Here is a 24462-nt window from a genome sequence, read left to right as displayed (position 1 = left end):
TGCTGCGAATGGGTTTACTGTGCGTAATAAAATGCCCGTTGCTAACGGGCATGTTAAAAAATAGTGTATAGGAGAGAAAAAGGAAGTCTAATCACTGATTATTATGCGCTTGTATGCGAGCAAAGAACCATCTTCGTTTTGTGACACACTAAATGTATATTCATTGTAGTCACTGCCAAACACTGTATCTTGCCCCAGCAACGTGTCTGGCTCACCCCGGTGACTGTAGTCGGGATGATTGGTACAAATGTCTTGGCAAAAGCTATCGGAAAAGCCAAATTGAGAAACCAATTGATCAGTATTGTTGCGACGTATACGAAAATGGATGTGGATAGCTCGGCTGCTGTACCAGCCGGGAAAACAGCTTTTTAGGTTTATTCTTCCGCTAGCATCTGTCACCGCAATACCTCTGAACCACTTCGCACTTAATGCATCCACTTCATTTCCCGTGCAAAATGCCGAATTAAATCCGCTGGCATCGGCACTATCACTGGTATCTCCTGAATAAACGCCATCTACATCGCAATGCCATACTTCAATTTCATAACCCGATAGGGGATTACACGCTTCATCAATTAACTGAAGACACAACATCATCGGCAAACCTGTTTGCTCATATGAGATGTCGTCAAGATAGTCACTTTGAAAATAGCACGGGCCTTCCGTTTGAGAACCTGTGAGAGCCACACTGCATACAGAAGCAGTGTCAAATAAACTATCGTCTGGAAAGTCTGACGTCATAGCTGACGTGCCACCGCTTGCCCAACCGTCAAAATCTTCTTCAGGTTCGGCATTTGAATCGGTGTCGTTATTGGAAGTTGAGGAGTTAGATGCTGTGGAACTTGTAGAGGTGGAATTAGAACCTCCACAACCCCACAACCCGATAGCAATAGGAGCCAATGTAAGCCCCACCGCTGTTTTCATAAAGCGGCGTCGCTTGAGCGGCTTTTCCGTTAATTTTTTTGATGTCATCGTGCGTTGCCCTTGGTTGTCTTTGCAAAAAAGACATTTAGCTAAAGGACAAGGTTCTCTTATTTACTCAAGCTTTACGTAGCTTTACACAGTAAATAAGCAAAGTGAAAAAAGCGCAGGTATTTGGGTAACTAAACCTAGGTTATTCAGCACTCCATTCGGATAGCGCCTTCTGTGTTACTTTATCTACCTCATGTTTATTTTCGCTTATCCACCAGCGCTCCATAATACGGACATTTTTCTGATTCGCTTTATAGAATATATCCACGATGTCGCCAACAAATGGAATAAAACCTAAGCCAAAGTCGATTGCTGAGTTTTTTACCATTTGAGCTATTAGCGCTTTGGGCATACCCAATGATTTTCCCAGCCAAACTATTCGAAGTGAAACGAAGAGCATCAGCGCGTCACCGGCTCCAGGGATAAGTCCCACGATTGAATCCAAGCCTATTCTTATTGGGATAAAAGGGAGCTTTACAGCAGTATCCAGCAAGTTCGCCAGTTTTTGCGCTTTAAGTAGTGCCTTTGGTGCTTTGCCTTCCACGACCTTATCTCCCTTTCAATATAATAAATGCGCCACCAAGGGTGATTTCCCTATTGGTTTTCCTCGAAACGTTTACTGTCAGCTTTTTTAAACGCTACTTTTCAGCGCCTAGCGCTCTTGCTAAGCCTGCGCGCAAACCGTTGTCCGACTGTACTGTCCACCCATGCAGGTTTTCTTGCACTATGTCAAAAAGCACGTCTATATGTTCTTTGTCACTGTTAAGTGCCGCGATGTATTCATAGCGCTCACCACCAGCTTCCATAAAGTACTCGCGATTCTCTTCACCAATTTCTTCAATAGTTTCCAAGCAATCGGCTGAGAAGCCAGGGCACATAACCTGAATGGATTTCACCCCTTTTTCAGGTAAAGACTTTAACGTTTCATCTGTATACGGTTTCAACCACTCTTCTCGACCAAAACGAGATTGGAAGGTCGTCATATATTCGTCGTGTGAAAGGCCAAGTTTCTCGGCAAGCAAGCGTGACGTTTTGTGGCACTCGCAGTGATAGGGGTCACCATTCATTAAATAGCGCTTTGGAATACCGTGGTAAGACAAAATAAGCTTGTCCGCCCTTCCATGGGTTTCCCAATGCGCTTTTACTTTGTTCGCCAGCGCGGTGATGAAATTATCGCGATCGTGATAGTGATTCACGAAGCGAAGTTCTGGGAGCCAACGGCGAGAGGTGAAATCCTTAGCGATAGCATCAAATGTGGAGCCAGTTGTCGACGCGCTGTATTGAGGGTAAAGCGGTAAAACGACGAGTTTACGTACGCCTTTTTCCAACATGGACTCGATGGTATCACCTATGGCAGGCTTGCCGTAGCGCATGGCAAAGTCGACTATTACGTCATCGCCATATTGGGCTTTACAGCGTTCAGCAATAGCTGATGCTTGCGCTTTAGTAATAGCCATAAGTGGAGAGCCTTCTTCCGTCCATACGGTGGAATAAGCCTCAGCAGAACGCTTAGGGCGAAAGTTTAAAATGATACCATTTAATACAAACCACCAAATCGCTTTAGGCACTTCCACAACCCGCGGATCAGAAAGAAACTCTTTCAAATAAGGGCGTAACGCCTGCTTAGTTGGCGCTTCCGGTGTCCCCAAATTCGTTACCAGTACGCCAATTTTATCTGGTTGCCCGTGAGTAAAACCTTTGTTCGATTTGTATTTCATGTTTTCATAGTCCGAGAAGTACTGCGCTATATCCGTATTATACTGAATTACCTTAGATTATGATCTGCTATAACGCCAAAAAAGTGCGATTGCGCTAATAGATTTTGGGCATTAAAAAAGCGACAGGTGTTCGAAAATACTTTTCAAAAACACATGCCGCTTTCTTAGTTTGCTGCCGCATTATGCGTGTGGCAGCGCGTAAAGCTATCTATTTAAGGCTGATAGTAAGTCGCTGCGCCCGGGCCTACCGGCATACCGAGTAGGAACACCCAAATGTAGAACAAAATTGTCCAACCTACGATAAACACCATTGAGTAAGGCAGCATCATGGCAATGAGCGTGCCCATTCCCAAGTCTTTCTTGTACCTTGCAGCCATGGCCAAGATTAGTCCGAAATAGCTCATCATAGGTGCGATAACGTTTGTGACTGAATCACCAATACGGTATGCAGCTTGAATCACTTCAGGCGCGTAGCCTATGAGCATGAGCATTGGTACAAAAATAGGTGCTGTTACCGCCCATTGCGCTGATGCACTCCCTAGCGACAGGTTCACTACACCACACATCAGAATGAACAGAATAAACACCGCTGGGCCATCTAACCCTGCCGCTTGTAACAACGCAGCACCTTTAACGGCTAATACTGTGCCTAGGTTTGTCCATTTGAAAAACGCAACAAACTGCGCAGCAAAGAATACTAGCGTAATGTAAAGACCCATTGCCCCCATGCTTTTAGACATGGCATCAATAACATCTTTGTCGTTCTTCATCGACTTGGTAACTTTACCGTAAACAAAGCCAGGAATAGCAAAGGTGATAAATATGAATGCAACAATGCCTTTAAGGAACGGAGAGCCCGCTACTTCACCTGTTTCTGGATGACGCAATATACCGTTTTCTGGCACTACCGTTAGCGCTAGTATTGCGCAAACAATAACAAACGATATACCTGCCCAACGCAGGCCTTTCTTTTCTAAATCCGTAGGCGCGTCCATAGATTGCTTGCCTAAATCTATGGAAGCATCAGCAGGGTCAAATTTACCGAGTCTCGGCTCAACAACCTTTTCGGTGACCAACGCTCCCATTGTGGCTACAACGAAGGTACTGATGAACATGAAGTACCAGTTTACTTCTGGGCCTACCATATAGTCGGGGTCAATCATGTGAGCAGCGGCTTCCGTGATACCCGACAACAGTGGGTCGACAGTTCCAAGTAGTAGGTTGGCGCTATAGCCAGCCGATACACCTGCAAACGCGGCGGCCAGACCCGCTAACGGGTGACGACCTAACGAGTGGAAAATCATCGCTGCCAGCGGAATTAGTACCACGTAGCCAAGCTCTGATGCTGTATTTGAAATGATACCTGCGAAGACGATAGCAAAGGTCACGGCACGTTTAGAGGCATTCATCACCAACGCGCGCATTGCTGCTGATAACAGGCCAGAATGTTCTGCAACCGATACACCAAGAAGCGCAACAAGTACGGTACCCAGTGGAGCAAAGCCTGTGAAATTGGTAACCAAGCCTGTCACTATTCGCTGCAAACCTTCTGCGCTCATCAGCGATATGACTTCAATCATACCGTCTTCTTCACGCCCCTTTGCACCTATTGGGCGAGGGTCAGCTACAGCAATGTCAAAGTAACCAAGTATCCCACTAAGTAACACAATGAAAAGTGAAAGCAGTGCGAACAGCGTTACTGGATGTGGGAGCAGGTTTCCTAACCATTCCACCGTGGTGAGAAATCGCGAGAATAACCCACCTTGTCCGCCCCTATCATCGGCAGACACTGTATTTGTATTTTCCGTTGTCAAAATCTTCCCTCTGTCGTTTATTGACGTCTACCACACCAAGGTTAATGCTGGGAAGGCATCAACGTTGTACATAAATAGTGACGTGTTTTAATAGTATTCAGACGGTATTTTACCCGATTTAGTAAAATTTTGGCAGTGGATAGGGTAAATGAAGGGTTAAGTCAGTGTACATTTTCCTAAATTGTCCGGCTACGCTGATTAGATATAACCCGCTATATCATACCGTTAGCCTTTCAAAAGGCGTAAAAAAACCAGTCTAAAAAGACTGGTTTTTAAAGCTTTAAATTTCGGCTATTTAGTTACCGTTTGACTTGTTCATATACTTGAAGAAGTCGCTGTCTGGTGCAATAACCATGACATCTTGTTTGCTGTTAAAGCTTTGCTTATACGCGTCCATACTGCGCAGGAAGCTGTAAAAATCAGCGTTCTTTGAGTAAGCGTCAGCGTAAATTTGTGCCGCAATCGCATCACCTTCACCGCGAAGTTGACGTGCATTACGCTCAGCATCAGCAAGCATTACCGTTACCTTAGCATCGATATTTGCCTTAATGACTTCGGCTTGCTCTTGACCTTCTGAACGGTGCTCACGAGCTACGGCGGCACGCTCTGCGCGCATACGCTGGAAGATCGAGTTGCTCACCTCAGTAGGTAAGTTAATCTGCTTAACACGTACGTCTACAATTTCAATACCAAGCTCGTCAGACGATGTAGAAGCTTGTTCCATTGCTTGGTTCATAAGCGCTGAACGCTCACCAGAAACGATTTGTGCAATAGTACGAGTACCAAACTCAGAACGTAGACCGTTGTTTACTTTTTGCTTCAGTAGTGCTTCTGCTTGCAGCTTGTTGCCACCCGTTGATAGGTAGTAACGTGCAAAGTCTTCTATGCGCCACTTAACATAAGAGTCAACAATTAGATCTTTCTTCTCGCTTGTTACAAAGCGATCAGGCGTTCCATCCAACGTTTGAATACGCGCATCTAGATGGCGTACCGAGTCAATAAACGGAAGTTTAAAGTGTAAACCTGGCTCAAAAACCCGAGTTTCACCGGTCGCGTCATCGCGCTGAACCTTACCAAACTGAATAACAATGGCGCGCTCGCCTTCTTTAACTGCAAACAGTGAGCCTGATGCAAGCAATACAAGAAGAACGAATACTGCAATTAACAAATTCTTCATTGTGCTTATCTCCCCTCTCTGTAGCTATCGCCACGCAAGCCTGTACTTGGCGAGCTGTTGCGGCTGCGGCCGTTAGCATCAGTTACTGGTGCTTGTAAGCCTTCCAGTGTATTGCGCGTATTCTTGTTGTTCGTAGATTGCTGACGCTCCATAATTTTATCAAGAGGCAGATACATCATGTTGTTTCCGCCTTTGCTATCAACCATAATTTTGCTGGTGTTACCCAACACTTCTTCCATGGTTTCAAGATAGATACGTTCGCGAGTAACCTGAGGTGCGCGCTCATATTGTGGAAGCAGCTCTTCAAAACGTGCCACTTCACCCTGCGCTTCCAACGTTACACGCTCTTTATAGGCTTGCGCTTCTTCATTCATACGATTTACTTGACCACGTGCACGTGGCTCAATCTCTCTCGCATAAGCTTCAGCTTCACGAATAAAACGTTGTTGATCTTCCTGTGCAGCAATCGCATCATCAAATGCATCTTTAACTTGCTCTGGTGGGCGGGCATCACGGAAGTTCATATCGATAATGGAAACACCCATGTTGTAGGGTTCAATGATCGCTTGAAGCTCTTCCCATACACGCTGACGCGTTACTTCACGGCCGTCGGTAAGTACGTCGTCCATTTTAGAGTGGCCAACTACGTAGCGAATAGCGCTATCAAGAGACTGACTTAAACTCTGCTCAGGGCTTTCAACGGCAAACGTCCAACGATATGGGTCTACAACGCGAAACTGCATTTCCATTTGAACGCTTACCACGTTTTCGTCTTCTGTAAGCATAGAGCCTGAAGATGACTGGTCGCGAATTGACTGAACATCAACTGGGATTACTGAGTCAATGAACGTTGGCGCCCAACGAAGACCCGGCTCAACCTGCTCGTGATACTCACCGAAGCGAAGCACTACGCCACGCTCTGCTTCACGAATAGTGTAAAAACCACTAATGAACCAAATTACGACAAGTAAACCTACAAGAATACCAGCGCCGATACCACCTAGGCTTTTGCCTGAGCCGCCACCGTTGCCACCTGACTTTCCAAACTTACCAAATAAGTTCTTAAAAACATCGTCCAAATCTGGGGGACCTTGCTCTTTCCCACCGCGATTCTTCCACGGGTCGTTATTATTGCCACCCGGCTCATTCCAAGCCATGCTGATACTCCATAGATTACTGTTATATTTTTGAATTTCGCATGCTCAATGCAGTGACTAGCACTGACTAATGTCGCACAACATACTCTGATATTCCGTTTTCCAGACGTTTTTCAAGTCTGTTCCAGTCAGCGGCGGGCATTCTTACATCAACTACCCAGTCTCCCTGACTGTCGTATTCTTCACTAGCAATACAGTTTAGTTCGTACAACACGCCGCGCAATCGACTTTGTGCAGGCGGAATCTTCAACGTATAGTTCACCATGCTTTTGCCTAAACATTCGGTTAAAGCCTGGCTCAATAATTCCGTCCCTTCGCCTGTTTGTGCAGATAGCCACACTCTAACAGGCACGCCTTCGTCGTTTCTTTCTATACGCGGTTGAACGTCGTCTAGTTTATCAATCTTATTACAGATTAGTAATTGTTGAATCTCTCCAGCTTCAATTTCTTCAAGTACATCATTAACTTCATCCATGGTTTCGCGATATTTTGCATCAGCAATATCAACCACATGAAGCAGTAAATCAGCCTCTTGCGTTTCTTGAAGCGTTGCTTTAAACGCAGCAACGAGGTCGTGGGGAAGATGACGAATAAAACCTACCGTGTCGGCTAAAATAGCCGGCCCTACGTCTTTTAACTCGATTTTGCGTAACGTGGGATCTAGCGTTGCAAACAGCTGATCGGCAGCGTAAACGTGTGAATCGGTAATGGTGTTAAACAGCGTCGATTTTCCCGCATTCGTATAGCCAACTAAGGATACCGTTGGAATTTCAGCGCGTTTGCGCGAGCGGCGACCCTGCTCGCGTTGCTTTTGCACTTTTTCCAAACGACGAAGAATGGCTTTAATACGACCACGAAGTAGCCGACGGTCAGTTTCTAGCTGTGTCTCACCTGGACCGCGAAGACCAATACCACCTTTTTGACGCTCAAGGTGGGTCCATCCTCTGATGAGACGAGTTGAGATATGCCTCAACTGGGCTAGTTCGACCTGAAGCTTACCCTCATGTGTTCTTGCGCGCTGCGCAAAAATATCGAGAATTAGCCCCGTTCTATCTAACACCCGGCATTTACACACCGCTTCTAAATTACGCTCCTGAGAAGGAGAAAGCGCGTGGTTGAAAATAACAACGTTGGCATCGTGTGCTTTCACTGCCGCTGCTATTTCCTCTGCCTTACCTGAACCAACAAAAAACTTAGCATGAGGCGCACTGCGCGAAGTCGTAATAACTTCTACCGCATTAACCCCTGCTGAAGACACAAGCAATTCAAGCTCACTTAAGTCTTCTTTACTGTTCTCGTCGGAAAAATTAACATGAACAAGTACAGCCTGTTCACCGGCTTCATAACGGTCAAACAAGCGCGTTACCTTTTAAATTATTCACCTTTAGTATTTTCAGAATCTCCTGCGCTAGGCATTGTGATAGCGCGTGCTGGAACAACAGTAGAAATCGCGTGCTTATACACCATTTGGCTTACTGTGTTCTTCAGTAAAATTACGAACTGGTCGAAAGATTCAACCTGTCCCTGAAGTTTAATACCGTTTACCAGATAAATTGATACTGGAATACGTTCCTTACGCAAAGCGTTCAAGAATGGGTCTTGTAAAGATTGCCCTTTAGCCATTTGATATCCTTAGTTTTTATTATTCGTGATAGGAATTTCACTATCACTGCACGTCTAATATATACCACACTCAAACATTTAAAGTGTGACTTTCGCTGTAATTTTAGTCAAATTATCGTTAGCAAATGTGTCTAGCCATGTAACCTGCTCCCAGCCCCGTAACCACGTGAGTTGACGCTTGGCGAGCTGTCTTGTAGCGATAATGCCTCTTTCACGCATTTCTGCGTAACTCAATTGGCCGTCTAGGTACTGCCACATCTGTCTGTACCCTACCGAACGAATAGAAGGCAAATCTTCATGAAGATCACTGCGTTCGTAGAGTTTTACTACTTCATTCTCAAACCCTTGCTCCAACATCAAATCAAAGCGGGTCGCTATACGTTCGTGCAACACTGCCCTGTCTGCGGGCGCTATGGCAAATTGTGCAATGTTATAACGGCACTTTTCACCCTCTTGTTGTTGCCAATGTGTCAACGTCTTGCCGGTACTTCTATACACTTCCAGCGCACGGGTAATTCGCTGTGGGTCGTTGGGGTGAATTCTCTCACCACTAATTGGGTCTACACCACGTAATTCATCGTGTAATTTAGACCAACCCAAGCGTTGTGCCTGCTGTGTTATTTCGTCCCGTATCTTTTCATCTGACTTAGGTAGTGGCGAAATTCCATTTATCAAGGCATTAAAGTACATCATTGTACCTCCAGCCAAAATTGGCACCTTGCCACGCGCTAAAATATCGCCAATTAGCGCATTAGTGTCGTTTACAAATTGCGACACCGAATAGCTTTGTGCAGGGTCGATAATATCAATTAGATGATGTACTACACCTGCTTGCTCTTCCTGCGTTGGCTTCGCAGTGCCGATGTCCATACCTTTATAAACAAGGGCTGAATCAACACTAATTACTTCGCTTTCAACCTTGGCCGCTATATCAAGCGCCAAGCCTGTCTTGCCTGATGCCGTGGGGCCCATAATTGCTATTACTGGCAATGCAGAATTTATGCCATTGGACACCTTATTCTCCCCATACATCTAGCACTGAATTTAAGGGGCGCACTTTAGCAAATTGCTCAATAATTTCCCATTGTTTCACTTCGCTCTGCTGATCCAACCAGTACCACAGCGCATTTGATGTCTCTTCATCTAAAACATGTTCAGGCAAAACCAATGATTTTACGGCATCATCAAGTGAATTTACTTCATCATTTAGTTCAACTAATAAGAAGTATTCAAACCACTTGAGCCACGGCAAGTGCCTGGTGCCGGCCGGCACCTGTTGCAGCCGATATTTGCCAGCCACTTTATTCACTTCAAAATGCGCGTCGTTTAGCAGTGTAACCAGTTGCTCATTGACATTATTGAGCGAAACAGCAACGGGCATTAACAACGGTTGTCCATGCTGCGCTTTTAAAAATAGTTCGCTTAACCAGATACTTGCAACTTTAGTTGCACAAAGAAGGTAAATTTTTTCTGATTTTGGGTAAATTCTACACTGGGAAGTTAGATTAACGTGCTCTGCAACGGGCATCGGGTCTGCATTGTTGTTAATAATGTCGCTATTTGGCGTCATTAACGCATTGTAATTTGACTGATATGCCGCACTTGGCCCTCGACTTTGCTTATGTGCAGCGCCACCACTTCGTCCACCACTGGCACTTCCCGAGGATGTATTTCTTGGACTGCCTGTAAATTGCCCATAAGACTGTGGCGCGCCTTGCGAGATTCCCCCCGTCGAGTAACGAGAAGACTCGTTGAACGCCTGTGCATTATCCGACGTTTGATTCTGTAAAGGCCTAATGTAATCGTGTTCTACCTGAGAAGACATGAAATCTGAGCCCGAAGGACGGCTTGCGTCCATTCCTGATAAAGGCTGTTCGTCGGTCATGGCATGCAGCGCATCACTCACGGTTTTACAGATAAAGTCGTGTACCAATCTGCCTTGTTGAAACCTCACCTCATGCTTGGCGGGATGAACATTTACATCCACATCTTTAGGGTTAACCGTTAAGTACACCACAAAGCTTGGTTGCTCCACCACCCCCCAAACGCTTTCGTACGCTTGGCGAATAGCGTGCATAATAAGCTTATCTCGCATGCCTCTGCCGTTAACAAAACTGAACTGGCAATCATTACTGCTGCGAAGCATGGCCTCATTACCTAGCCAAGCATCAATGTGAAGACCTTCATACTCAGTACTAATATGTACGGCGTTTTGAACAAACTTTTGTCCAACCACAGCGCCAATTCGGGTGGCTAAACTGCCTGCTTTGTCGGCGATAAAGCGCTTTGCTACTTTATCGTTGTGTTTTAAAACAAATGAAACCTTGGGATAGCTCAGTGCTATGCGTTTTATGACTTCTTCAATATGCTGAAATTCGGTTTTTTCGGTGCGTAAAAACTTACGTCTTGCTGGCGTGTTGTAAAACAGATCTGCCACGTCAATTGTGGTGCCAACAGGGTGGGCCGCTGGCTGGATATTTACCGCCATTTCCCTACCCTCACAATAGGCCTGCCACGCCTCACCTTGAGACTCAGTGCGCGATGTCAGTGTTAACCGGCTTACCGAGCTAATACTGGCCAGCGCTTCGCCACGAAAGCCAAGAGAGAGAATTTGTTCTAAGTCATCCAGAGTGGTGATTTTGCTGGTTGCATGGCGACTCAATGCCAGCTGCAGTTCACTTTTGACAATGCCTGACCCATTGTCTTTTATTCGAATGCGTTTGTGGCCACCTTTTTCAATATCGACTTCTATTTTGGTGGCACCAGCATCAAGGCTGTTTTCTAGTAATTCTTTAACCACAGACGCGGGGCGCTCAACCACTTCACCAGCGGCAATCTGGTTTGCAAGTTGGGGAGATAAAAGCTGTATAGGCAAAGGACTACCCTATGATATTAACTATATGGATTCGTGGCGATACGACATGTAAGTGCAATGAGTGCTGAAAAAGCCGATGAAACAAAACCTAGGTTTAGGTTCTCGGAATATTTAGTACCTGCCCTACGCGTACAACATCACTTGAAAGATCATTCGCTGCTTTGATGCTGCTTACTTTTACATTGTAACGCTGTGCTAATAACGAGAGCGACTCGCCGCTTCTTACTTTGTGCGTTCGGTTGTTCGCCCTTTCTTGTGCCCACAGTGTACCATCAGGGGGAACTTGCTTGAAGTAACGCTTAGTCGCATTAAACATGGCATTCGCTAAGCGTTCGCGATGTTTAGACCAGTTCAGATTCTTCTCTTCTTGCGGATTAGAAATGAAACCAACTTCGACCAAAATAGAGGGGATGTCAGGCGCGGTCAAAACTGCAAAACTGGCGGCTTGTGGTTTTCTTTTATGCAGACTGGTCACCTGCTTTAGCTCTTCAACCACTTTATTACCTAAATCGTGGCTGGTCGCCATGCTGTGATCCATCGATAAACCCAGTATGGTTTCAGTAAGATATCGCTCGCTTGATTTATCATTGATCACTTCAGCTGCACCACCGAGTAATTCAGAGTGACGTTCAGATTTCTCTAGCCAGCGGCCTAATTCAGTGTCTGCTCTTCGCATGGATAGTACCCACACCGAACCACCTCGCGGTTGAGGCTGACTAAACGCATCGGCGTGGATGGAAATAAGCAAATCGGCTTTTTTCTCGCGCGCAATTTCAGGACGTCGATTAGGAGAAACATAATAATCATCGCCACGAGTCATGATGGCGCGCATACCTCGCTCCCGGTTTATCATGTCTTCCAGTTTTTTGGCGATACTCAGGGTGATGTGCTTTTCATAGGTGCCAGCCGGACCGATTGAACCTGGGTCATGTCCACCATGCCCGGCGTCGATGGCGACGATAATGTCTCGGTCTCGGGCACTGGTAGAATCATCAATAACGACAGAGCCAGTTGATGCCGACGCTGATAACGTTGGCGACGGCTTCGGCGCGCTATCTGGTAAATCGACAACCAGCCTGTGTCCGTAAGCACCATCGGGGGTTACTGCAAATAACGAAGGCTTGGTATTTCTATTGAGCTCAACAACCACTCTGGCAGATGATTTGTTTTTCGGTGTGGAGTAGCGCAGCTTTTTAATCAAATCACCGCTGTTTTCAATGCCAGAAAGCTTAGCGGTGTCGCTGGTGTTGTTAAGATCGATGACAAGCCGAAGCGGATTTTTAAGTGTAAAATAGGTGAACTCTGGCGCTGATTTCATATCGAAAACAACGCGCGTATTGTCCGGCGACGGCCATATCCTAACCCCGTCGATGTTATTTTGCGCACCGTGTGCGAATTGCACGACGAAACACAATAATAATACCGAAACTATACTGCGCACCATAATTAGCCTTTCTGTTATTGTTATGCTGCTCTCGTCAACTCCGGAGCGGCTATTTATTCAGTTTTTCTTTCATTTCGCATTTGCGCTAAACGCGCTTGCATTGCTGAAGCAATTTAGCACCGTGGGCACTTTTTGCTTCCAAATTAAACTGCCTACCCGATGGCGTAATATTTATACTAATCACTAAGTCTGGGGATGCCAAGTATTCGCCCCCTTTTTCCGACCATTCAATAAGCGCGATAGCGCCCGAACCAAAGTAATCGCGAATTCCCATGAACTCTAACTCTTCTGGGTCGGCTAAGCGATACAGGTCGAAGTGATAGATATTGACGCCATCCAACTCATAAGGTTCAACCAATGTATAGGTTGGACTTTTAACGCTACCTGAATGACCTAAAGATTGAATGAAATATCGGCTAAATGTCGTTTTCCCTGCACCTAAGTCGCCGTTTAAATAAATAACAGCATCGGTAGGGAGTTGACTCGAAACAGCCTGCGCTAAATCTCTGGCAAGCTGCGCAGTATCATCTACTTCATTAGCAAAAAAAGAGGTATGCGGGTAAGACATCAACAATATTCCACAGTAATAGAAAGCCGAATAACACAGTAGATGCCTGCCCGTTCAAGACAAAACCACGCTAACTAGTGGTTTATAAGCGCACGTACTGCGTCAAACAAATCGCTCGCTATCATACCACGTTGACCATACAGTTGGGCAATATCATCGCCAGCCTTAGCATGAAGCACTACACCATATTTCGCTGCAATATCTGTTTCTACGCCTTGCGCGAGCAACGCGCCCAATATTCCGCTTAATACATCACCGCTTCCTGCGGTAGCCATACCTGGATTACCGTGACGGCAAACCCAGGTTTTCTTTTCATTGTCGATAAGCGTGCCCGCCCCTTTTAGTACACAGACCGCATGGTATCGCTGTGAGCACTGCCTTGCGTAGTTAAAACGGTCGCTTTCTACATCATCAATAGAAACACCGAGTAAACGCGCTGCTTCGCCTGCGTGAGGGGTTAAAATACTGTCAGACAAGGTGTACGCGGTTGACTGCTGACACAACAGATTTAGCGCGTCAGCATCAATGACCACAGGCTTATTTTGGCTTTGACAGTGCTTCATTGTGGTTTCAAATGCGCTTTCTGCCCATTCATCTTGCCCAAGACCCGGTCCAATAACCATACAGGTTGCCCAAGCTAATGCATCTTCCAAATTAAAGTCGGTGACCATGAGTTCAGGTCTGCCTGCACTGACCTGAACGACTGACGACTCATGGGTATACACGCGTACCATGCCCGCACCGCTTCTCAGTGCGGCTTCACTGGCGAGTCGAATGGCACCTGCTGTTCCGCGGTTACCGCCAATGCACAACAGTCGACCGTAAGTCCCTTTATGACTGTTAATCTCCCGTGGCCCCATACCTTTAAAGTGGTCGATATTTAGCATGGTCGCGCTCGCTTTGGCTAATGCTTGGAACGCTTTGCCGATACCCAAATCCGCATACACTAACTTACCGCACGATTGTTTACCCGCACCAGTAACAAGCCCCGGCTTAATGCCTACAAAAGTAACGGTGATATCAGCCTGAACACATCGCCCCAGGCTCTGTCCTGTATTTGCATCAAGCCCTGACGGCACATCAACGCTTACTACCGGTGTTGATGACGCATTCACCGCATCAATGATGTCTGCAAACTCATTGCGAATATAGCTATTAATACCTGTACCGAGAAGCGCATCAATCACTACATCAGACTTCTCGAGGAGCGTAGCGTCAAACCCATTGATACTGCCTCCTGAATCGAGCCAGCGCTGCTGTGCTTTGCCAGCATCACCATCCAGCGTACGTTCAGGCTCAACCGCACATAAATGCACTTGTTTACCCGCAAGTTTTGCGTTTATTGCTGCAATGTAGCCGTCACCCGCATTGTTACCTTGGCCCACCAGCACTAAGTAAACGTCTGAGTTTGGCATAAGCTCAAGACACTGCTTGAACACCACATCACCAGCTCGTTGCATCAACGTGAACATATCGCAGCCCGAATTCGCGGCGGCTTGTCCCTCATTTTCCCTAACCTGATCGGCCCGAAATAATTTGTATGATAAACTTGACGTTAATTGAGTATCTAGCATGAGCACATGTCCGAATTTAGTTCTATCGACCTTGTTGAATTAACCAACAATATCAAGGCTTGGGGTACAGCGCTAGGCTTTCAGCAGGTTGGCATCAGCGATATTGATCTGCATCAGCACGAGGCACACCTTCAGGAATGGTTAGACAATGGGTATCACGGTGACATGGCCTTTATGGAGAGTCATGGGATGAAGCGTGCCCGGCCTCATGAGTTGGTCCCAGGGACATTACGGGTTATCAGCGTTCGCATGAACTACTTACCTCCTGACGCCTCGTTTGCCAAGCATTTAAAAAAGCCAGAAATAGGATACATCAGCCGCTATGCATTGGGCCGTGACTACCACAAAGTGCTGCGCAAACGTCTGAAGCAATTGGGAGAGAAAATCACAGCATCCTTGGCGCATACCCAATATCGCCCGTTTGTAGACTCAGCCCCCGTATTGGAACACGCTATTGCTGAAAAAGCGGGTATTGGCTGGACGGGGAAACACAGCCTGACACTCAACAAAGAAGCCGGCTCTTGGTTCTTCTTAGGTGAGCTGTTCATCAATTTGCCATTACCCACTGACTCACCAATTGAAGAGGGTTGCGGCACCTGCACGGCGTGTCTAACCATCTGCCCGACCAATGCAATTGTTGCGCCTTATAAAGTAGATGCCCGTCGCTGTATTTCCTATCTCACCATTGAATCAGACAAAGATATTCCCGAAGATTTGCGCCCCATGATGGGCAATCGCATTTATGGCTGTGACGATTGCCAACTTGTTTGCCCTTGGAATCGCTTTGCCGACGTTACCAGTGAAGAAGATTTCCACCCGCGACAAGTGCTACACGGCCAAAGTCTCAATGCGCTTTTCGGCTGGTCTGAAGAAACCTTCTTGCGAAATACGGAAGGCTCCCCCATCAGGCGGATTGGCTTTGAGAAGTGGCAGCGTAATATTGCCGTTGCGTTAGGAAACGCTCCGTATGATGAACAAAGCATTCTGCTTTTGAAAGAAAGACGAGGGAGCGTGAGTGACTTGGTGGACAGACATATTGATTGGGCTCTTAAGCGGCAGCAAGAGAAGCAACAAGCGTCTGATGCAAAAAACAGGCAGCAAGCGCGGCTTATTCGCGTAATTGAAAAAGGCTTACCAAGAGACGCCTAACGCCAGTACACGCTTGAATAAGGCATACCGCGAATTCAATTGGCGATATACACGTTTTGGGGTTAACCCGCTGAGGCAAGCTGACTGTTTAAATCGGCCTGAGTGCTATTCCGATAACGCACACGAGCATTTGGCGAATGGGATGCGGCGAAAGAAACGTTAAGTTTGAGGCCTCGCTGTGCCACTTGCGTGGTTATGATAGGCGAGCCGAATTCCCACCACGGCTCCTGTTCCAATGCTTCAATAACTCGCGACAGCTCAGTTTCAGAACCGTCATACTCACCCGTTATTTCGCAATGTCCGTTCTCACACTTTACCGAGTCTAAAACAAAGCGCTCGTTATTAGGCGGCAGCGCAAAAAACGTATTGAGTGAGCCTTCGGTTTTCGTGTAGAAAACCTCTGGCGCCATGATTTGGACATTCTCAGCAACGGGGGCAACATTCATCTCGCCGTTTTTTGTAACGCTTGTATCCAAGAGCACCGCACCTGTTTCATTTGAAACCAACTTGGCGGCGGGCTTAATAACTTTCAGTTCACTCGTTTCCGTGGCACGAGAGCGCGCTAACACATTGGTTAGTCGCTCTTTTTCTGCATTGGATTCACTGAGTTGGTGTTGATAGCCAGAAAATTTATACCCTGCTATCAATGCAAACGCTATCAGCAACAACACAAGCCACGTTTTCATTTTACTTCCTTTATCGAAGTCGCTTACTTGTGATATTGCTTACTAAGTTCATGTACCGCATTAACGAACACACCTGCATTTTCAGGTGGTACGTCTAGATGGATACCGTGACCTAAATTAAATACGTGACCGCTACCTTCACCGTAACCTTCTAGAATGGACGCCACTTCTTGCTCAATTCTTTGCGGTTGAGCATACAGCATTGATGGATCCATATTACCTTGAAGTGCAACTTTATCGCCAATGCGCGCACGCGCTTCTTTAATGTCGATAGTCCAGTCTAAACCTACTGCGTCGCAGCCTGTCGCCGCAATCGATTCTAGCCACATGCCACCGTTTTTGGTGAACAAGGTAACAGGTACTTTACGGCCTTCATTTTCACGGGTCAGCCCACTTACAATGCGCTCCATGTACTGAAGCGAGAATTCTTTGTAGTCACGAGGAGATAACACGCCACCCCAAGTATCAAATACCATGACTGACTGCGCGCCCGCAGCGATTTGAGCATTTAAATACTCAGTAACAGAATCAGCCAGTTTTGCTAGTAACGCATGAAGCGTTGCTGGCTCAGCAAATGCCATTTTCTTGATTTTGGTAAAGGCTTTACTTGAACCACCTTCAATCATGTAAGTCGCGAGTGTCCAAGGGCTTCCAGAAAAACCAATTAATGGCACTTCACCTTTAAGCTCACGGCGAATAGTACGAACGGCATTCATTACGTACTGTAATTCACCTTCTGGATCAGGAAGGCCGATTTTATCCACATCCGCTTTACACGTGATTGGATTTTTAAAGCGAGGGCCTTCACCTGTTTCAAAGTAAAGACCGAGGCCCATCGCATCTGGAATGGTCAAAATATCCGAAAAGAGAATTGCAGCGTCGAGAGGAAAGCGACGTAAAGGTTGTAGCGTCACCTCACATGCAAGTTCTGCATTCTTGCACAACGACATAAAATCGCCTGCTACTGCACGAGTCGCTTTGTACTCTGGGAGGTAGCGCCCGGCTTGTCGCATCATCCATACAGGTGTGACATCAACCGGCTGCTTAAGTAACGCACGTAAGTAACGATCGTTCTTTAACGCGGGCTTATCAACACTGGGGAAATTTTGCGACATATAACTCACCTAAATTACTGAAGATATTTGAGCGCGAAAGTATACCAGTATTCTTAACTAAGGTGTGCTAAAACCTGTATTAAAAAATCAATGTTTTAACGACAAATCGGTGTAGTGTCGATTATTAAAGACAAACAATACTTGAACATTACTTTAAAAAGACGCTTGCACTTAAAGTGAGTGTTTGCTATTACTATAACCGTTAAAGAAAAGAAGCCCTACATGGGACCGTGCTAAACTTATTGAAACCCTGCCTCGGCAGGGTTTTTTATTTGTCGCCGATCAGAGACACCGTTTCAGCAATTAATTGTCCCGCAATAGACACTTTCGGTGGAATAGTCGGCAGCGCATCTATATCAAACCATTGCGCATCATCTATCTCGTTCTCCTGACAACGAATTTCCCCTTCGTCATACTCGGCAACAAACCCGACCATTAAGGAATGTGGAAATGGCCATGGCTGACTATTGTAATAGCGCAAGTTTTTAACCTTAACGCCAACTTCTTCGAAAACTTCTCTGTGGACCGCTTGCTCCAGACTTTCACCACTTTCTACGAAGCCTGCAAGGGTTGAATACATATTGGATTCTCGGTGGCGAACGCCTTTGGCCAACAATATTTTTTCGTTGTCGTGTATAGAAACAATGATACAGGGAGACACTCTTGGATAACTGCGATGTTGACAGCGGTGACAATGCATTGCCATTTCCCAATCTACGCGTTCAGTCTTGGCTCCACATTGCCCGCAAAATTGATGAGTACGCAAGAAGTGGATGTATTGCCAGGCTCGCCCAATAACGGAAAAGGCAATATCGTATTCGGCAAAAAGAAGCTGTCTAAGCGATACCCGTTCCCAACCGGGTTCGTCAACATGCTCAGCGCCCAAATCAACAACATATACGGGCAGATCTCTATGCGCCGTCTCATTGAGCGGCGGAAGTTGATGAATTTCATCGATATAAGATGCTAAAAATGGAATATCACTCAGGTAAGCAACGGGGATAGACTCAGACGATTCTTGTACTACAATTTTGCCGCGACTAAAAACTACCCACAGGGCTTGCTGAGCAGCTAGTTTCGCCTCATCCAACTTTATCATCATTGCACATCACTCCTGTTCTTTAATGCTTCATACTACACTAAATACTGAGCGTATAGATCGCCACCATACATTTTGAAACGAACTTTTTCGCGCAAAATTTGTGTCGCTAGTGCACAGTGTTATACTGAAACTTATTGTCGCTAAACGGGTAACACATCAAAATGTTGCAACAGTTAGAAAGCGTTAAATCAAAATGGGGCGGGAAAAGCCAGGTTATTGACCGCTGGTTAATGGACAGACAGGCACTGTTAGTTTCTTTCTGTGAACTAGCAGGTATTAACAAGCGAAGCGAGTGTTTACCTGACCCAGATGAGATAGACAACTTTTGCAGCGCATTACTCGATTATTTGTCGGTAGGACACTTTGAGGTTTTCGATATGTTGGTTGAAAACGACAATGACGGCCTTGCACTACGAGATAAACTTTACCCCAGATTGACAAAAACCACTGACGCAGCACTCGCATTTAATGATACGTTTGCACAAGCAGTAACGCCCGAGCAGGCAGCTGAATTTGACTCAGCGCTAGCCAAGCTTGGTGAGACATTAGAAGAGCGTTTTGCCTTGGAAGATGAGTTAATAGCTCATGTACACACTAAAAAACGTGATCCAGAAGTGACGCATTAATATAACAATGAAAGTCGAGTTTACGGTTATCATCAATGAACAAAACCACACTTATTCAAAAGGCACGGGCTTATTGCGAGCAACGCGGCGCCAGATTCACACCGCTTAGAGAAAAGGTGTATGAAATTCTTGTTTCAAAGCACGGCCCTATGGGTGCTTATGAACTACTCGACTCACTAAAAGAAACAGAGTCTAGTGCCAAACCTGCGACAGTCTATCGCGCCCTTGATTTTCTTCTCGATTTTGGGTTCATTCATCGTTTAGAGTCTACGAATGCGTTTGTGGCCTGCTATCATTTTGGTTGTAACCACCCTGTTCAGTTTCTAATTTGTGACAGCTGTGGTGATGTTGCTGAAATTCAATCTGAAGGTCTTCAAGAGACCCTTGATAGCCAAGCAAAGCAACACGGATTCAAAGTATCGAAACAAACTATAGAGGCCCATGGATTATGTGCCGATTGTCAACAAACGGAAGATCACGCTGCTCAGGAGAGTGTACATGAATGCTGATTTTGTGAACCCGTTTATTGCTGGTCTTTTGAACGTGCTTGAAACCATGGCTCAAACTAAATTGACCCCGGGCAAGCCCAAGCGCAAACAAAGTGATATCGCCAAAGGCGATGTATCGGGGCTAATTGGCATGGTGGGCCCAGACATTCGCGGCTCTATGTCTATTACTTTTGACGAGTCTTTGGCCCTCACCATAATGGAGAGAATGGTGGGCGAGCGCCCTGAGAAGCTTGATGCAGAAGTAGGCGACATGGTTGGCGAAGTTACCAACATGATTTGCGGTAACGCAAAACGAGATCTTGCTGAGCGGGGTTACGAATTTGGAATGGCAACACCAATCGTTGTATCAGGAAAGCAACATACGATTAGTCACCAAGTTGATGGTGCTAAAATTATTCTTCCTTTCATGTGCGACGAAGGATTAGCCCATTTGGAAATCTGTTTTGACAAATAATTTCTGGCAGTCTGAAAAAATTACACTCGACAGCTATCCGAGAGGATTCCACCTCATTACGCAGCAGTTGGAATCTGCATTACCTAGCATTCGTCAGGTTGAAGTTGGGCTTTTACACCTTTGGCTTCAGCATACAAGTGCAAGTTTGACAATCAATGAAAACGCCGATCCAACAGTAAGGCAGGATATGGAGGCGTTCTTCAACCATAGTGTAAAAGAAGAACTTTCTTTTTTCAGGCATACTTACGAAGGTAAAGATGATATGCCAGCTCACTTAAAATCGAGTATACTAGGGTGTCAACTTACTATACCTGTCCAACAAGGCAAACTTGCACTTGGCACGTGGCAGGGTATCATGCTCGGCGAACACCGAGATCATGGTGGAAGACGAACAATTATTGCCACATTACAAGGGATCGCAGCCTAACCCATATTATAAATGGCACAATTTGTGCTAGTGTATTACGCAAAGCACAACACAAAATTATCAAAAATCGGTAATCACTCAACGTTAAACAGGATGTGACTATGAAACAACACTTTAAAATGGCAGCGCTATCTCTTGCTGTAATTACTTCGACTAATGCATTTGCACAAGATTCTTCTGAGCCAGAGTACAAAAACTGGTTTGGTTTGTCTGGCATGTATTACAACACTGACGACTCACGTCCGTTAGATCTAACTGATGGCGGCCTTTACGACGATGGTCGTGGCGTAGCTTTTGAATACGGTTTCCGTTTTACTCAAAGCTGGGCAGCTCGTGTTGAATTTACAGCCCTAGACCTTGATTATGCAGGCGGCGGTGATGAAAGCGGCGAAATGGTTGGTGTTGACGCACTTTACTTCATGCCAAATGATGCATGGTTCTTATTCGGTGGTGTTAAGCGTCAAGCAGTAGGCGAATCAACTACCCTTGGTAACATCGGTATCGGTAAACACTGGGACATCCACGAAGATGTTAAGCTTGTTACTGAAATCGCCGCTTATCACGACTTCGGTGAAGATTACAATGACTACAGTGTTAAAGTTGGTATCGCGATCCCATTTGGTAAAGGCACTCCTGCCGCATCTAAAGACAGCGACAACGATGGCGTTGTAGACAGCAAAGACCAGTGCCCAATGACACCAGCGGGTGTTCGTGTTGACGCAAATGGCTGTAGCATCGATGACGACAACGATGGCGTATTAAACAACGTTGATCAGTGTCCTAACACACCTGCTGGCGCTAAAGTAGATGCAACTGGTTGTGCAATCAAAGATTCTGACAACGATGGCGTTGTAGACAGCAAAGACATGTGCCCTGACACACCTGCAGGCGTTAAAGTTGACGCTAAAGGTTGTACAGTATTTGACGAAGAGACAGTAGAAATCACACTACGCGTTCTATTCGACAACGAAAGTGCTGTTGTTAAGATGCCAAAAGATCCAGAAATTGCTGAATTCGCTGAATTCATGAAGCAGTATCCTTCAACAACTGCGGTAATCGAAGGTCACACTTCTGCACCAGGTACTGAAGCTTACAACATGGACCTTTCTAAGCGTCGTGCTGCTAACTTCAAAGAAGTTATGGTAGACATGTACGGAATCGAAGGCTCTCGTTTAGACACTATCGGTTACGGCGAAACTCAGCTTCTAGATAAAGGTAAGAACGCTGAAGCACACCGTGTTAACCGTCGCATTTCAGTGACAGTTAAAGACACTGTGAAAGTAGCTGAAGAAAAATAATTCATTTTATATGAATTGAAAAAGGCGCCTTACGGCGCCTTTTTTGTGTCTGAAATACTTTAACTTGTTAACCCTTAAAATGAAGACCGTGGCCGCGGTCGAAGCCTTTAGTCGCCATAAGAGGGGCTAATATTCGTCGGCTATGGCAGGGCCTGCATAGTTGTCAAATCGTGAGAACTGACCTTGGAACGTAAGTCGACAGGTACCAATTGGGCCGTTACGCTGTTTACCAATGATAATCTCTGCAATTCCCTTATACTCACTGTTTTCGTGATAAACCTCATCACGATAAATAAACATAATAAGGTCGGCATCCTGCTCGATTGAGCCAGACTCACGAAGGTCAGAGTTTACAGGACGTTTATCGGCGCGTTGTTCTAGCGTACGGTTAAGCTGTGAAAGGGCAACTACCGGCACTTCAAGCTCTTTAGCCAATGCTTTCAATGAGCGAGAGATCTCTGCAATTTCCAATGTTCGGTTATCGCTAAGAGAAGGTACGCGCATCAACTGAAGATAATCCACCATGATGAGACTGATTCCACCGCGTTCGCGAGCGAGTTTTCTTGCGCGACTTCGCACGTCCATTGGTGTAAGGCCTGATGAATCATCAACAAACAAACAATCTTTGTCTTTGAGCATAGCCATGGTGTTGGAGATACGTGCCCAATCTTCATCATCCAGCTGAGCAGTACGAATTTTGGTTTGGTCAACGCGGCTTAATGACGCCAACATACGCATCATGATTTGTTCTGAGGGCATCTCAAGACTGAAAACAAGTACAGGTTTGTCTTCTGCCATCATGGCGTTTTCAATCAAGTTCATGGCGAAGGTGGTCTTACCCATCGATGGACGAGCCGCCACGATAATAAGGTCAGAGGGCTGCATACCACTGGTCATTTTGTCTAGGTCGGTAAAGCCGGTAGTAACACCGGTAACGTCTTTATTGGTTTTCACCAATTCTTCTAGACGGTCAATGGTCTTCCCTAAGATAGACTCGACATCGCGAGGACCTTCGTTTTCACCAGTTCTTCGCTCGGCAATTTCAAATACTTTACTTTCGGCCAGGTCAAGAATGTCTGCACTGTCACGGCCTTCGGGGTTGTACCCAACTTCCGCTATTTCATGCGCCACGCCAATAAGCTCACGGGTTATCGCGCGCTCACTGATAATTTGCGCATAAGACACAACGTTCGCAGAACTTGGCGTGTTTTTGGCAAGTTCACCTAAGTAGGCAAAACCACCGGCATCTTCCAGTTCATCATGCTTTTCCAGCTCTTCTGATACTGTTATAAGATCTATTGGCTGGCTACTGTTTAGTAGTCGAGTGATAGCACGAAAGATAATTTGGTGTGAGCGATTGTAGAAATCGTTATCGGTAACAAGCTCCGCGACTTTGTCCCAGCTTTCAGGGTCAATAAGCATGCTGCCCAAAACAGATTGCTCAGCCTCAATGCTATGAGGTGGAACCTTCAATTTTTCAACATTCTTATCGTTTTTAGACGCAGACGCCACGAGTGAAACCTATTCCAATGCACAAAAGTCAGTTGGATATTATGCGCTTTTAACGTCCATCACTCAACAAAGGAAGTCGTCATTTTGTTGCGAAAGCGCAAAAAGACAACATCGCTTAAAGCGTTTTCTCCAGCTTTAAAAACGTACCATCAACCAAGGTGTAGGCGCTGCCACCTTCCTGAAAAATGAGTGTAGAACCCATGATTGCTGAATTATCAAGGCACGACAAACTTACTTCAGTAATCTTGTCGTCGCTAAAGCCGAGCGATGATGGAGAGGCTTTAAAAGCAGCATAAAAATCTTGATTACTGATATTTTTCGTTAAATACACCGGTGACTCACAGAATGCCTGATCGAGTTTAGCCGAGTCTGAAGCATAGGTTACCGAGCGACCCAAGAACTTTTCTGACTCTATTGATGAGTGAGCTGAAACACCTACATTATAGGCCTTAGTCACCACCCAAGTACCTTCGTAATAAGCGGGTTCCTGAACAGCACAGCCTAGCGTAAATGCGCATATTCCAAACGCACCAATAATTAGACTATGAAATCGCCAAAACCTTTTGACGTGTCCAACAATACTCAATTTAACCTCCAATCAAAAAATAACAAACCATGTGATGATGTGGGTGAAGCGTGCAGGTCCGCTAACTTGTAACTAA

24 protein-coding genes are annotated in these 24462 nt (G+C 45.8%); 6 read left to right on the top strand and 18 right to left on the bottom strand.

Translation table 11 applies throughout. From position 1 onward, the window contains the following. Positions 1–87 precede the first annotated feature (87 nt). From QME20_RS02350 to QME20_RS02290, 13 genes are all read right to left on the bottom strand, one after another. The gene (locus QME20_RS02350; RefSeq protein ID WP_281715378.1) at positions 88–972 is read right to left on the bottom strand and encodes an intradiol ring-cleavage dioxygenase; all 885 of its coding nucleotides are present in this window, start codon (positions 970–972) and stop codon (positions 88–90) included. Positions 973–1114: 142 nt separating this feature from the next. Next, positions 1115–1516 (bottom strand): DUF4112 domain-containing protein, encoded by a 402-nt coding sequence (locus tag QME20_RS02345; RefSeq protein WP_014977648.1) that lies wholly within the window; start codon positions 1514–1516, stop codon positions 1115–1117. Between the two features lie 94 nt (positions 1517–1610). Continuing rightward, a complete protein-coding gene (hemH, locus tag QME20_RS02340; protein ID WP_014951087.1) occupies positions 1611–2690 on the bottom strand; it encodes a ferrochelatase in 1080 nt (359 codons plus the stop codon). A gap of 212 nt (positions 2691–2902) precedes the next feature. Further along, positions 2903–4480, bottom strand: a complete 1578-nt coding sequence (locus QME20_RS02335) for an AbgT family transporter (protein ID WP_014951088.1) — start codon at positions 4478–4480, stop codon at positions 2903–2905. A 319-nt stretch (positions 4481–4799) separates the two neighbouring features. Next, positions 4800–5681 (bottom strand): protease modulator HflC, encoded by an 882-nt coding sequence (gene hflC / locus QME20_RS02330; RefSeq protein WP_014980558.1) that lies wholly within the window; start codon positions 5679–5681, stop codon positions 4800–4802. 5 nt (positions 5682–5686) lie between these two features. Next, the gene (gene hflK, locus QME20_RS02325; RefSeq protein ID WP_281715377.1) at positions 5687–6838 is read right to left on the bottom strand and encodes an FtsH protease activity modulator HflK; all 1152 of its coding nucleotides are present in this window, start codon (positions 6836–6838) and stop codon (positions 5687–5689) included. Positions 6839–6905: 67 nt separating this feature from the next. Then, on the bottom strand, positions 6906–8195 hold the full coding sequence (gene hflX, locus QME20_RS02320) for a ribosome rescue GTPase HflX (protein WP_281715376.1): 1290 nt from the start codon (positions 8193–8195) through the stop codon (positions 6906–6908). Positions 8196–8212: 17 nt separating this feature from the next. Continuing rightward, the gene (gene hfq, locus QME20_RS02315) at positions 8213–8461 is read right to left on the bottom strand and encodes an RNA chaperone Hfq (RefSeq protein WP_014951092.1); all 249 of its coding nucleotides are present in this window, start codon (positions 8459–8461) and stop codon (positions 8213–8215) included. A gap of 78 nt (positions 8462–8539) precedes the next feature. Then, positions 8540–9493 carry a tRNA (adenosine(37)-N6)-dimethylallyltransferase MiaA gene (gene miaA, locus QME20_RS02310; RefSeq protein WP_281715375.1) on the bottom strand — a complete coding sequence of 318 codons (954 nt, stop codon included), beginning with the start codon at positions 9491–9493 and terminating at the stop codon, positions 8540–8542. After that, entirely contained in the window at positions 9477–11336 is a 1860-nt protein-coding gene (gene mutL / locus QME20_RS02305) for a DNA mismatch repair endonuclease MutL (RefSeq protein ID WP_014951094.1), read from the bottom strand. Before mutL ends, miaA begins: the two co-directional genes overlap by 17 nt. Before the next feature lie 94 nt (positions 11337–11430). Further along, positions 11431–12780, bottom strand: coding sequence for an N-acetylmuramoyl-L-alanine amidase (locus QME20_RS02300; RefSeq protein ID WP_014951095.1), 1350 nt, complete (start codon positions 12778–12780; stop codon positions 11431–11433). Between the two features lie 85 nt (positions 12781–12865). Then, on the bottom strand, positions 12866–13348 hold the full coding sequence (gene tsaE / locus QME20_RS02295; protein ID WP_014951096.1) for a tRNA (adenosine(37)-N6)-threonylcarbamoyltransferase complex ATPase subunit type 1 TsaE: 483 nt from the start codon (positions 13346–13348) through the stop codon (positions 12866–12868). A 74-nt stretch (positions 13349–13422) separates the two neighbouring features. Further along, on the bottom strand, positions 13423–14922 hold the full coding sequence (locus QME20_RS02290) for an NAD(P)H-hydrate dehydratase (protein WP_281715374.1): 1500 nt from the start codon (positions 14920–14922) through the stop codon (positions 13423–13425). Between the two features lie 6 nt (positions 14923–14928). Between QME20_RS02290 and queG the strand changes: the two genes are divergently transcribed. Continuing rightward, positions 14929–16071, top strand: coding sequence for a tRNA epoxyqueuosine(34) reductase QueG (gene queG, locus QME20_RS02285; RefSeq protein ID WP_281715373.1), 1143 nt, complete (start codon positions 14929–14931; stop codon positions 16069–16071). A gap of 62 nt (positions 16072–16133) precedes the next feature. Here the strand turns inward: queG and QME20_RS02280 are convergent, their stop codons facing one another. The 3 genes from QME20_RS02280 to nudC all read right to left on the bottom strand — a co-directional run bounded on the left by QME20_RS02280 (position 16134) and on the right by nudC (position 18974). Next, positions 16134–16757: a hypothetical protein gene (locus tag QME20_RS02280; protein WP_069945116.1), complete on the bottom strand. Its 624-nt coding sequence runs from the start codon at positions 16755–16757 to the stop codon at positions 16134–16136. A gap of 23 nt (positions 16758–16780) precedes the next feature. Beyond that, positions 16781–17872 carry a uroporphyrinogen decarboxylase gene (gene hemE / locus QME20_RS02275; RefSeq protein ID WP_014951100.1) on the bottom strand — a complete coding sequence of 364 codons (1092 nt, stop codon included), beginning with the start codon at positions 17870–17872 and terminating at the stop codon, positions 16781–16783. 268 nt (positions 17873–18140) lie between these two features. After that, on the bottom strand, positions 18141–18974 hold the full coding sequence (gene nudC / locus QME20_RS02270) for an NAD(+) diphosphatase (RefSeq protein WP_080986364.1): 834 nt from the start codon (positions 18972–18974) through the stop codon (positions 18141–18143). Between the two features lie 161 nt (positions 18975–19135). Here nudC and rsd point away from each other — a divergent pair, with 161 nt between their 5' ends. The 5 genes from rsd (at position 19136) to QME20_RS02245 (ending at position 22288) form a co-directional block, all read left to right on the top strand. Further along, on the top strand, positions 19136–19600 hold the full coding sequence (gene rsd / locus QME20_RS02265; protein WP_281715372.1) for a sigma D regulator: 465 nt from the start codon (positions 19136–19138) through the stop codon (positions 19598–19600). Positions 19601–19635: 35 nt separating this feature from the next. After that, positions 19636–20109: a transcriptional repressor gene (locus QME20_RS02260; RefSeq protein ID WP_281715371.1), complete on the top strand. Its 474-nt coding sequence runs from the start codon at positions 19636–19638 to the stop codon at positions 20107–20109. Further along, a complete protein-coding gene (locus tag QME20_RS02255) occupies positions 20099–20563 on the top strand; it encodes a chemotaxis protein CheX (RefSeq protein ID WP_061096093.1) in 465 nt (154 codons plus the stop codon). The genes QME20_RS02260 and QME20_RS02255 overlap by 11 nt, the downstream gene beginning before the upstream one ends. Continuing rightward, the gene (locus QME20_RS02250) at positions 20553–20990 is read left to right on the top strand and encodes a secondary thiamine-phosphate synthase enzyme YjbQ (RefSeq protein WP_281715370.1); all 438 of its coding nucleotides are present in this window, start codon (positions 20553–20555) and stop codon (positions 20988–20990) included. Before QME20_RS02255 ends, QME20_RS02250 begins: the two co-directional genes overlap by 11 nt. A gap of 101 nt (positions 20991–21091) precedes the next feature. Beyond that, positions 21092–22288 carry an OmpA family protein gene (locus QME20_RS02245; protein WP_281715369.1) on the top strand — a complete coding sequence of 399 codons (1197 nt, stop codon included), beginning with the start codon at positions 21092–21094 and terminating at the stop codon, positions 22286–22288. A 126-nt stretch (positions 22289–22414) separates the two neighbouring features. Here QME20_RS02245 and dnaB read toward each other — a convergent pair whose 3' ends face one another. Together dnaB and QME20_RS02235 are read right to left on the bottom strand one after the other, a co-directional pair. Next, complete coding sequence (gene dnaB, locus QME20_RS02240) at positions 22415–23800, bottom strand: replicative DNA helicase (protein ID WP_014951107.1); 1386 nt, start codon at positions 23798–23800, stop codon at positions 22415–22417. Between the two features lie 115 nt (positions 23801–23915). Then, positions 23916–24386: a hypothetical protein gene (locus tag QME20_RS02235; RefSeq protein WP_061486735.1), complete on the bottom strand. Its 471-nt coding sequence runs from the start codon at positions 24384–24386 to the stop codon at positions 23916–23918. Positions 24387–24462: the final 76 nt, after the last annotated feature.

It is taken from the genome of Alteromonas sp. CyTr2, from assembly GCF_947311905.1.
Taxonomy (GTDB): domain Bacteria; phylum Pseudomonadota; class Gammaproteobacteria; order Enterobacterales; family Alteromonadaceae; genus Alteromonas; species Alteromonas macleodii.
Note: the sequence above shows the minus strand (reverse complement) of the source record. Positions and strands in the feature narration are given on the sequence as shown.